The organism is Nostoc edaphicum CCNP1411 (genome assembly GCF_014023275.1).
GTDB classification, from domain to species: domain Bacteria; phylum Cyanobacteriota; class Cyanobacteriia; order Cyanobacteriales; family Nostocaceae; genus Nostoc; species Nostoc edaphicum_A.
In genome coordinates this window covers 2693111-2704946 of record NZ_CP054698.1, presented here as the reverse complement: position 1 = coordinate 2704946, position 11836 = coordinate 2693111, and the positions used below count along the sequence as shown (strand labels likewise).

The window sequence follows — 11836 nt, the reverse complement described above, 5'->3', positions numbered from 1 at the left end:
CGTACTGGAAGCAATCTCTTCTCTAACCCCCTTCTCTTCTGTTAGGACGATGAAGTAAATTATTTGCCATGCAATCATCAGCTATGAAACAAAACGTCAGCCGAGGTTTTTCATGGCATTAGAAGGGGTGATTTTAGATATTGATGGCACGCTGGTTATAAGTAATGATGTTCATGCAAATTCCTGGGTAGAGGCATTTGCAGCTTATGACTTAGAAGTGCCATTTGAAACAGTTAGACCACTCATGGGCATGGGTGGAGATCAACTGATTCCCAAAGTAGTGCCAGAATTAAATGGTGAAGAAGGAACTGGTAAAGCGATCGCTAAACTACGCAAAGAACTATTATTTGACAAATATATACCGCAAATTACTGCTGCCAATGGGAGCAGAAACTTAATATTAAAGATGCAAAAATCGGGATTGCATCTGGTTGTCGCTAGTTCAGCCAGTTCTGAAGAACTTGAGATCATGCTCAAAATTGCCCAAGTAGATGATTTGCTCTCGGAAGTCACTACATCCGATGATGCCGAAGCATCTAAACCTGCTCCTGACATTGTAGAAGCCGCCTTGAAGAAAGGGCAAATGACTCCTGAAAAAGTCGTGATGCTAGGAGATTCGCCTTATGATATTGAGTCTGCCGGCAAAGCAGGGGTAGCTGTGATTGGTTTGCGCTGCGGTGGCTTTAGCGATGAACAACTGTCGGGAGCGATCGCAATTTACAACGATCCAGAAGATTTGCTACAGCATTATGACTCTTCTATTCTGGGTACAAATGCTTAAAGACTAAAAGGGTATGCGATCGCAGTCGATTCATTAACGAAACCGTACAATATTATACTAATCAAAAAGCCTTAACCAATCTCAGAGAAGAGTTAAAAGAAGGAGCCATCCAACAGGCGGAACTTGATTTGGAGTTAGTAAAGTTTTCAGGCAATATCTGGCGACAAGCCGCCTTGTGTCTATGCACTTTCGCCAATTTAATATCTGCCGCGTATGCCAGCCACCGGGGCATCGAACGGCGGCATACGTTTATTTTGATTCTTCTCTTCTGGCTTATGCCTTAGTGTAATTATGGATTACTTTGGCTAAATCTGGTACTGCTTCTTCTACGTACTTTTTCGCTGAACCGCGAAGTTTTTCATAGGTTCCTCGCACGATTTGGCGCTTTGTGTTTTTGACTCTGGCATCAGTAACACTCAGCAGCGCATCTGCGGTACGAGAGCTATTATTACTCAGGTGTCCAATTGGGTCGCCTTTCTCTACGCCTTCATTCCAGATGGGATCAAGTGCCGTGAAGCATTGAGGTAAAATCAGCTCAACGACGTAAGGAATATACCCTGGTTTAATCCCCTTCAAGGCGGCAAAGGCAGTTTTTAAAACCATGCCGTTCATACCTGACTTGGATGCAAGCTGTCCTTCAATCATGTTGCAACAGTCATCTATGACCATAGCTTTTTTCGTCGGGTTCAAAAGTCCGTCGCTAAGTCCCATTTCACTCTTCCTTATCTAAGTACTTAATTTCTATTCGACTAATTTTTTTAGCAAGCAGGAAATTACAGAAAATGGTATCAGAGTTAGAGGATGTTATGGATATAAGCCTTTTGCAGAGGCATACATAGAAATAACTCCACCCCCTGCGGCACCTTCCCTTAGTAAGGCTACGGTGTACATACAAGTTGAATTACCCCACCCTAACCCTCCCCTTGCAAAGGGGCTACGGTGTATACACAAGTCAAAAAAAACTTGATTTTTCATTGTTCTCTCGTTTATCTCGTTTACCTCGTTTTTATCTCGTTCCCATGTTCTACATGGGAATGCTCCTCGTGGAGGCTCTGCCTCCGATCTGGCATTGAGTCAGAGACTCAATGAATGCATTCCCAGTCGGAGACTGGGAACGAGGAAAGTCTTATCAAGCTAGGTTTTTAGGACTTGTGTGTACACCGTAGGTCTCAAACTGGGAATGAGGTAACTGAAGAATGCGGTTATGAAGCCAAATTTCTAATTAGCTTTGCCATTGCCATTACCTTGAAAATTTAACGACTGATCATCATTGACCCAAATTGCTTGTTGAGGCACAGAAATAGAAATTCCAGCTTCGTCTAAGGCAATTTTCAGGCGGCGGCGAAACTCTCGTGCGACATCCCATTGTTTGAGGGGCTGTGTTTTTATCCAGACGCGAATAATCAAACCGCGATCGCCAAATTGATCTATTCCCAAAACTTGCGGCGGTTCCAAAATTTGACGTTGCCATTGCAGTTCTTGATTCATCTTGTCGGCAACAGTTTTAATCAACTTCAAAGCCTCTTCTGTATCGGCTTGGTAGGCGACGGGAATTGTTAAATCGGCTCGTGACCAACGACTAGAAAGATTAGCAACAACTTTAATTTCACTATTGGGAATCGTAATCAAGCGTCCTTCAGAATCCCGTAGTTGGGTCATCCGCAGATTCAAATTTTCTACTAAGCCTCCCACGTCTCCCACATTAATCACATCGCCTAAAGCGTACTGGTCTTCTAGAATGATCAAGAAACCATTAATCGCATCTTTAATTAAGTTTTGCGAGGCCAGAGACACTGCAACACCAACTAAACTTGCACCCGCTAGCAAGGGAACGATATCTATCCCCAATGCCACCAGCGCTAGCAAGAAACCCACTCCTACGCAGATTCCAGTAGCGATGCTTTTAGTCACGCCAGAAAATGTGGAAACTCGCAGTTGCAGCCGTTCAGAACTTTCTGGAGTCAGTAAAGCACCACTGCTGATTAAAGTGGTGGTGAAGCGGTCAATCAGGGCGTAGGTCAAACGGATCACTACATAGGTTCCCAGTAACACAACGCCTAATCGCAAAGGAAATTGGGCTGCATTGAGAATTCCTACTTGAAACGCTCGTGTATAGGGAAATAGACCCAAAATAAAGAAGCTTCCACCTCCCCAAATTCCGGCTTGACTTAGCTGAAACAATCGTCTCTTAACTTCTTGCAGATGTCGGTGTTGCTGTTGATTCAGTTGTGTTGCAATTGGTTGGGCTGCTGCTGCTGCTTGCGAAATTGGTGAGTTTAGGGGCACTCTGGGGAGTTGGGAAGCAATGGGGTTTACTAAATCCTTTTGGGAACGCCGCTGCCAGCTATATACCCCCAAACTCATGAGAATCATCACCAATCCAATGCCCGCAGCAATTTTACCTTGGTCGATTAAAAATTGAGTTTGTCTTTCTTCCTTTGCTTGTTGCAAGTCTTGTTGCAAGGCATCTCTGATTTGATTTGCCGATGTTGCCATGTCTACCTGTCGCAATCTGGCATCATCGGAAGTGATGGTCATCAGGTATTGTCCGTTGACATAAATTACTGGTAACTCATTTACTTGCCGAACCTCTACCTTGGCTTCGTCGTTTCCAGATGACCGAAAGTAACCTTGGCTAATTCTTTGCAAACTCTGCTGGATATTTTCTATACGTTCGGGAAAGTTGGTTCTTGATGCTGCTATTTGAAACAAGCGCCGACCATCTAAATAAATCCAGCCCGAAACAATTCTGTTATCTGGGTCATTGCTCACACTACTAGGAGCTTGCAGTTGAGGGACAAAAGGAATCTGGGCTGTGGCTTTTGGCACAGATACAACAGCTATGGCCATTGAACTAGCGATGCCTACGGCGGGCAAAGCCAACGCCAAAAATTGAAAACGCACTCAAACACCTCCTTGAAAAAAATTGACTATTGACTACTTCTATAACCATCCTCCGCAATTTGTTTGGGTAAATGTACCTATCTAAAGTTGAGGTTTTCCCTTTAGATGATGAAACTTCGATGTTTTTTTGCTCGTTCTCTATCTTTAGACAGATGACAATGTACCTAAAATCAGGAGATAAGGCTGAAAAAAGTATTCCTCTTACCAAAGATAAAACAAAAAGAAAGAACCTGGCGATGAAGTTGACATTAGGGTAAGCAAACGTCAAGCTAGTCTTGAGGAGTATTGACTAGTGATTTGCTAAATACAAGCAAAAATCGCAAGTTGTACAATAACCTAGTAGAGTGCGTAAAATTTACGTAACTTTTTTAAATTTTTGAGGTAACTTTTGATGACCGCAACTTCTCCCCGATTAAAGCACGAGGTTAAAGACCTCGGCCTAGCTGCCTTGGGAAGACAGCGCATTGAATGGGCTGGACGCGAAATGCCAGTTTTGCAGCAAATCCGCGATCGCTTTGCAATCGAAAAGCCTTTCGCTGGTTTACGCCTTGTAGCTTGTGCCCACATTACAACCGAAACAGCACATTTGGCGATCGCTCTGAAAGCCGGTGGTGCAGACGCGCTTTTAATTGCTAGCAACCCACTATCAACGCAAGATGACGTAGCCGCTAGCCTCGTCCTCGATCATGAAATTCCCGTCTTTGCTCAAAAAGGCGAAGATAACGAAACCTATAACCGCCACGTTCAAATAGCTTTAGATCATCGCCCCAACATTATTGTTGATGACGGTAGCGATGTGGTTGCAACTTTGATACAAGAACGCCAACACCAAATCGCTGATTTGATTGGTAGCACCGAAGAAACCACCACCGGCATTGTGCGTTTACGCGCCATGTTTAGAGAAGGCGTTCTTACCTTCCCCGCAGTCAACGTCAACGACGCCGACACCAAGCACTTCTTTGATAATCGCTATGGTACTGGGCAATCAACCCTAGATGGCATTATCCGCGCCACAAATATTTTGTTGGCTGGTAAAAATATTGTCGTCGTCGGTTATGGCTGGTGTGGTAAAGGTACAGCCCTCCGCGCCCGTGGGATGGGTGCTAATGTCATCGTTACCGAAATCGACCCCATCAAGGCAATTGAAGCCGTAATGGATGGCTTCCGCGTCCTACCAATGGCTGAAGCTGCACCCCAAGGTGATATTTTTATCACTGTGACTGGTAACAAGCACGTCGTTCGCGGTGAACACTTCGATGTCATGAAAGACGGTGCGATCGTTTGTAACTCCGGTCACTTTGACTTGGAACTTGATTTGAAATACTTGGCTGCACAAGCTAAGGAAATCAAAGAAGTTCGTCCTTTCACCGAAGAATATAAGTTGAAAAATGGTAAATCAGTTGTCGTTCTTGGACAAGGACGCTTGATTAACCTGGCTGCGGCTGAAGGACACCCCAGCGCGGTAATGGATATGAGTTTTGCGAACCAAGCCTTGGCTTGTGAATTCCTGGTGAAGAATAAGGGTAAGTTGGAACCTGGTTTGCACTCAATTCCGGTTGAAGTTGATCAAGAAATTGCGCGGTTGAAATTGCAGGCTATTGGTATCACGATTGATAGCCTAACTCCTGACCAAATTGAGTACATCAATTCTTGGACTTCAGGAACTTGATACATTGATTAGTTGATTTTTTGAGGGATAGGCTTTTGGGCTTATCCCTTTTTTTGTGTTTCGCTGTGATTTTAGACACTTTTAGATCCCCTCTAACCCCCTTGAAAAAAGGCTACGGTGTACACACATCAACCCTGGATTTACCCCCCTTAGTCCCCCCTTGCAAAGGGGGGAAATATCCGGTTCTCCCCCTTGGCAAGGGGGAGTTAGAGGGGGTGAAAAGGACTTGTGTATACACCGTAGCTTGAAAAACGTGGGGAAACCAGTCAGAGCAAGGGCTGTATATTTTTTTAGTGCCATTCACCCCTTACCCTTTACCCCACCAAGGTAACTAGTTGTCAGATTAGCTGCTTGAGATTTTCTCGATTATGGACTTGCCAATTATTTACCACCCAGATTACATTGCTCCCTTACCTGAAGGACATCGCTTTCCGATGTCTAAATTCCGAAAACTTTACGAATTGCTGTTAGCTGATGGTGTAGCTAATCAAGAACAATTTCACACACCTGAACGTCCGCCACACGAATTGATAGAGTTAGTCCACACCCCAAAGTATGTTCAAGCTTATTGCGAAGGAACCCTAGACCCCAAAGCACAGCGTCGCATTGGTTTGCCTTGGAGTCCAGAATTAGCAAATCGTACTTGTGTAGCGGTAGGTGGTACGATACTCACTGCTAAACTAGCATTAAGTCAAGGTTTAGCTTGCAATACTGCTGGTGGAACTCATCATGCCTTTCCTAGTTATGGGTCTGGTTTTTGTATTTTCAACGATTTAGCGATCGCTTGTCGCGTTTTACAAAAAATTGGACTTGTCCAAAAAATCCTAATTGTGGATTTGGATGTTCATCAAGGAGACGGCACTGCTTTTATCTTCCAAGACGACGACAGCGTTTTTACTTTCTCCATGCACTGCGAAGTCAATTTCCCCGGTACTAAACAAAACAGCGATTTGGATGTTCCTTTGCCGGTGGGAATGGAGGATGATGCTTATTTACAAACTTTGGCAAATTATTTATCAGATTTATTATCTAAAGTCAAGCCAGACTTAGTATTTTATGATGCTGGCGTTGATCCTCATATAGGCGATCGTTTAGGCAAATTAGCCCTTACCGATGCCGGGATTTTCCGCCGCGAAATGCAGGTTTTAAGTACTTGTATGAGTAGCGGTTATCCCGTCGCCTGCGTCATTGGCGGTGGTTATGCTGATGATATGAAATCTTTAGTTTGGCGGCATTCCCTGCTACATCGCGCCGCCAGTGAAGTTTACCGCCAATATAAACTTTGATACAACAGCTTGAATTTTTTCGATGAATTTATGCTTTGGAAGTTCCTTAGATGAGCAAATTTAGAAAAGCGATCGCAGCAATAATATTGAGTTCATTGTTAGGAATTCCATTCGTTCTATTATCGTTGTGGTATCAGAATCCTCCTGGTTGTAAGCGATTCTGCTTCAGTGAACCATGTCCTCTAAATGCATGTATGGGTGGTAATTCCTTAACGGCTGGGTTTCCATTCCCAATAGTGCATGACGATAATGCTGGTTCACCTGTACACGGCTGGGGGAGAATCGGGGTTGAAGATTTCCAGAATATAAATCTTGGGGCATTTTTATTAGATGCCTTGTTTTATGGTGTCATAATAATCATGCTTGTAGTAGTCGCAAAAAGTGTTGTTAGATTCCTAAAATGTTCAAGACAGTTGGGTTAACACTGCCCCAGGTTAGTAGCAACACTTACAATGAATATTATATTAAATCAGGATTTTTATAAATTTGGTGCAGCCTCTCGTAGAGAAGAGAAGGAATAAAACTTTCAGAGAGTTATTGCGTAAGTTTTAAAATATAAAAACTTTGTGTGCAAAGGCAGCAGTGGATGAATAACGGCAAACCCAGAATCTACGAACTAGCAAAAGAATTAAATTTAGATAGTAAAAAGCTATTAGTAATTTGTGAAAAGCTCAAAATTGTAGTCAAAAGTCATACTAGCAGTATCTCAGAATCCGAGGCAGAACGTATTCGTGTAGCGGTAAATAAACTAACAGCAAAATCCTCGAAAACTACTAAAATAACCTCTGAAGATTGGGGCTATACATTTATAGCTTCAGCAATTGATAGCTTTATCCGTCATCTGGAAGGGGAAACTGCCCTGAAATCATATCCCGAATTTCGGGAGCGGCGCGATCGCGCCAATGAGTTAATGTATGAATGTGTCGGTAAAAAGCCTTCTCTCTTTTATGTGCGTCGCAAAGGCGTGGGGAAAGAGGCAAGAGAAGAAATTTGGGATTTGACAATAGCAACAGACAGCGATGAGTTTCAATTACCCGCAAGACTAGAGAAGCTCAGAAAAACATTAGGATTTAGAGCAGCTGTACAAAAAGATGGACGTGGCAGTTTAAAAATACTGTCGGCTTATTTGTTACAACCCTCACGGGCACACGCCGATAGCTATGCTGTACCTTGTCGCTTGCGTTTGCTGCCTAATCATCAGCATCATCTCGACATACCGCCCGCAACATTGAAACGCATCGCCGCCGCGCCAGTTTGTGGCGATCATGTACCCACAGAAGATCAGCTGAAAGCTTGGAAAGCCTTTTTGCAGATTGAGGAAAAAATCGCTAAAGCGCGTCAGTTTTGCGTGCGTTATGTAAGTCATAACTATAACTTCAAAAGACGGATCAGTTTTGAAATAGATGTAGCCTCAGCCACCCTTGACGGCTTTTATCAAAATTCCCTTGATGTAGAAAACTTTTGGGAACGAGCAAGACGCACAAAAAACGAAGATTTAAAGCTTTTTGAAACTGCACCCGTTGGCAAAAATTGGATTAGCGGTCGTCAATTAGGGACTGTTGAGGAAGTTGACCCCAACCGTTGTATTATCAGCCTCAGATTAGAACGCGATTTAGCTGAATATATGGCAACAGAGCGTTATAAGTTGCCAGATACAGGATTTTTGTGTTTTGAAGCAGTTGGTGATATTCAGCAGATTCAGCGCAAGAAAAAAGCTTTAGATGATTTGAATAATGGTTACACCCAAAATCCCTATTTGGGTAACTTTTTATTCGATGCTTCTCAGGCTCGACAAATCAAAACAACTGTTGAACTTCAGCCACAAGATTTGTTGTTATCTTCTGCTAATCCTGGTCAGAAAGCAGCAGTAGAAAAGGTACTTGCCGCTAAGGATCTTGTTCTTATTCAAGGGCCACCGGGTACTGGTAAAACTACCGTAATTGCCGAGATTTGCTATCAAATAGCCCTTCGTGGTGGACGAACTTTAATTGCTTCTCAAGCCAATTTAGCAGTAGATAACGCCCTTAGTCGATTAGTTCACAACCCAGTGATTCGGGCTGTACGCAAAGGTAGAGCCGAGAAAGTTGGCGAGGAAGGACAGCCATTTCTAGAAGACCAAGTAATTGGCAGATGGCTAGAAAATACTGCAACTGACTGTGAAAATAATCTGACTCAACGACTCGAAAATATCCAAGTTTTCAGTCAATTGCTAGCATCATCAGAAAGATTTGCAGCTTACTTACAAGTAGAGGAAGAATTTAATCAGCAACAAACTAAATTCAATAAAAATAAGTTAAAGCTAGAGGCTAACTTTAAAAACCAAGAAACATCTTACAACGAAACTCTAGAGAAACAGAGCGAAGTTGAATTACTAATTTCAGGGCTAAAAAATATACTAAATACTGCTCCAAATATCAACTGGGAAGCTCCAGAAGTCACAGATTTTTTGCCACTTCTTAAGCCATACACAGAAGGGAACAGTTTAGTAGAAGAATTTTTAGCAAATGTTCGTCAAACCATCAAATATACTAATGAACTTGGCTTTTTGCGTCCGGCGCTTGGCGCTTTTGGTTTAGCGGCTTGGTTGCGTGAAACTGTAGCAATAGAAATTTCTGAATTTAAAACTGCTTTGACTTATGCTCAAGAAGCCAGTAAAGCCATCTTAGAAGTTGCAGCATCAGTGCAGGTTGTCAAACAAAATTTTGCCTCGTTAAATCAGCTACAACCAGATTATCACCAATATCTTACCAAGCTGCAAAATTTACAGCAAACAATCCAGATATGGGAAAACCGTAAACGGGAAATTGATTATATTATCTCAGCAGTGAAAGAATGGAAATCTACAGCACCTTCCCATCTGTATCAAACATTAAAAGATTGTCAGCAATCAGGTTTACCACTAACAGAGAATTTAGTGGACTTGCCGCTAGGTTTGTTGATGTTTGCGAATACATTAAAATTACCAATAGTACCAAAAGTATACAAAATTAACTTACCAGAATGGGAGTTATTGACAAAGGCGATCGCTTATGAAATAGACGGAGGTTTTACTGACAGGCGGGGTAAACAGCATAATTTTAGCTATTTTTTACAAGAAAATTTTAGTCAAATTCCAATGGTGCTATCAAAGAGCGATCGCACCCAATGGCAAGAAACCTATCAACAGTTTAACAATTATCAGCTACTCAACCCCAAACAGCGAAAGTTACTAGTTGAGAATACCCAGGTTTTCTTAATTAGAATGCAACGGACTTATGGAGCATCATGGGAATGGAATAATCTTGACTCTACTCTCACCCGCATTACACAAGAATTGCTAGATATAATCCTTGCAAATGCACGTCAATGCGTTTTAAAAGTCAAAACGGAAACTGAACAACAGCTTCAGCATTTGCAACGACAATTAAATGAACTTCAGAAAACTGAAGTTAGCCAACAGCAAATATCTATTACTCAAGCTGAGGCTGAAAAAGCACAGGAAGATGCTAATTTGCAGCTTGGACGAGTGATTAATAGCTTGCAAGAACTTAATCAACAGCCAAATATACCTGTTCAATTACGTATTTTAATTGAAAAATATCTCACAACACAATCAAATATTTGGGAGCAGCCGCAAGAGTTCTCAAATCAAGTGAATTCTTGGGGAACTTGTATTATTCAGCTTGAAAGCTTAATTTCATCACTAGAACCTTTTTCTGTGCTGGAGACGATTCAAAATTCTCTACGCGAGCATCTCTCAAAACTAAAGCAAGAAACTGAAGTTTCCCTACAGCAGCTTCAACAATTACAAACTAATCTGCGCGAAATAGAACAAAAATCACAACCACAACCATCAGAAGATTTAATAGTAGAAAGAAACTGGTGGTTGACAGGATGGCAAACAATACCTGATAAATTTAAGCTCGAAAATTGTCATGGTGACTTATTTAATCTAGAATTTTTACGCAAAATCAATGTTCAGTTTGAATCTTGGCAACAGCAACTCCAGAAAGATGAAACCTATATCAATAAGTATCAAAATTTTGTACAAGATTGGATTGGGAAATTAAGACAGCCAACTGAACGCGATCGCGACGATTTAAGGCGCATTTATTTAGATAATGCTAATGTCGTCGGTATCACTTGTGTTCAAGCTGCAAGCAGAGGTTTTTCGGAAGAATTCAAATCTTTTGATGTCGTCATTATTGATGAAGTTAGTAAGTGTACTCCACCAGAGTTACTAATCCCAGCATTAAAAGGCAAAAAGCTAGTCATGGTAGGCGATCATCGGCAATTACCACCCATGCTTGATACTAGCACTGTAGAAGAAGTTGCTCAAACAATGGGTAATACACGAGACGAACTACAATTTTTAGAAGAATCACTGTTTAAAAGTCAGTTTGAATCTGCTGATGAAAGCATTAAACAAATGCTAACTACACAATATCGAATGCATCCATTTATTATGGGTGCAATTAATCAGTTTTATGATGGCAAACTAGAATCTGGAATTTTGGAACCGGACACAAAACGCGCACATCATCTAGCAGGCGAAATTATCCAAGAATCTCAGCATCTTCTCTGGGTAAAAACGCCTATAGAGAATCAGTTTTTAGAGCAACGAAATGGAACTTCCTACTTTAATACTCCAGAAATTGATGCGATTGAACGTCTGTGTCACCAGTTCGAGACTACTTGGGCTTCTAGAGTTGCTAATGGTGAACCGAAAAAAGAAATTGCTGTAATTACCTTTTATGGCGCTCAATTAAGAAAAATTGATGAACGTCTGCAATCTGAACTTTTCCCTTCACTAGAAATTCGTACTGGTACTGTAGACAGATTTCAAGGTATGGAAAGACCCGTTGTAATTGTAAGTATGGTTCGCAACAATAGTAAAGGAGATGTAGGTTTTGCTAAAAAGCCAGAACGAGTAAATGTTGCATTTTCCCGCGCTCAAGAACTCCTGATAATTGTGGGTTGTCATAATTTATTTACCCATCAATCAGGTAAAGTCGGAAGTATGTATTCAGAAGTTTCAAATATTGTAAGTCTTCATGAAGGTTTCGTTGATGTTTCTCGCCTCTTCAGCTAAATCTGTGGTGTGCTTACGCATAGCCCGTCGCAGGTATTGCGCGAATCGACAAAAAACCTAAATTTCATAAACCGTAACTTGGGCTAAGTATCTTAACGGAATTTGCTCCTAGAGATATAAATATG

At 41.8% G+C, this 11836-nt stretch carries 7 protein-coding genes; 5 read left to right on the top strand and 2 right to left on the bottom strand.

What is annotated here, in order from left to right:
- Nucleotides 1-112: 112 nt before the first annotated feature.
- On the top strand, nucleotides 113-781 hold the full coding sequence (locus tag HUN01_RS13700) for an HAD family hydrolase (protein ID WP_181931739.1): 669 nt from the start codon (nucleotides 113-115) through the stop codon (nucleotides 779-781).
- A gap of 273 nt (nucleotides 782-1054) precedes the next feature.
- Here the strand turns inward: HUN01_RS13700 and HUN01_RS13695 are convergent, their stop codons facing one another.
- Both HUN01_RS13695 and HUN01_RS13690 read right to left on the bottom strand, forming a co-directional pair.
- Nucleotides 1055-1492, bottom strand: a complete 438-nt coding sequence (locus HUN01_RS13695) for a DUF6918 family protein (RefSeq protein ID WP_181931738.1) — start codon at nucleotides 1490-1492, stop codon at nucleotides 1055-1057.
- A gap of 507 nt (nucleotides 1493-1999) precedes the next feature.
- Complete coding sequence (locus HUN01_RS13690; protein ID WP_420832798.1) at nucleotides 2000-3685, bottom strand: mechanosensitive ion channel family protein; 1686 nt, start codon at nucleotides 3683-3685, stop codon at nucleotides 2000-2002.
- A gap of 391 nt (nucleotides 3686-4076) precedes the next feature.
- Between HUN01_RS13690 and ahcY the strand changes: the two genes are divergently transcribed.
- The 4 genes from ahcY (at nucleotide 4077) to HUN01_RS13670 (ending at nucleotide 11711) form a co-directional block, all read left to right on the top strand.
- Complete coding sequence (gene ahcY / locus HUN01_RS13685; RefSeq protein ID WP_181931737.1) at nucleotides 4077-5354, top strand: adenosylhomocysteinase; 1278 nt, start codon at nucleotides 4077-4079, stop codon at nucleotides 5352-5354.
- Between the two features lie 368 nt (nucleotides 5355-5722).
- On the top strand, nucleotides 5723-6640 hold the full coding sequence (locus HUN01_RS13680; RefSeq protein WP_181931736.1) for a histone deacetylase family protein: 918 nt from the start codon (nucleotides 5723-5725) through the stop codon (nucleotides 6638-6640).
- Nucleotides 6641-6690: 50 nt separating this feature from the next.
- Nucleotides 6691-7062 carry a hypothetical protein gene (locus tag HUN01_RS13675; protein ID WP_181931735.1) on the top strand — a complete coding sequence of 124 codons (372 nt, stop codon included), beginning with the start codon at nucleotides 6691-6693 and terminating at the stop codon, nucleotides 7060-7062.
- 164 nt (nucleotides 7063-7226) lie between these two features.
- Entirely contained in the window at nucleotides 7227-11711 is a 4485-nt protein-coding gene (locus tag HUN01_RS13670) for a translation initiation factor IF-2 N-terminal domain-containing protein (RefSeq protein WP_181931734.1), read from the top strand.
- Nucleotides 11712-11836 lie beyond the last annotated feature (125 nt).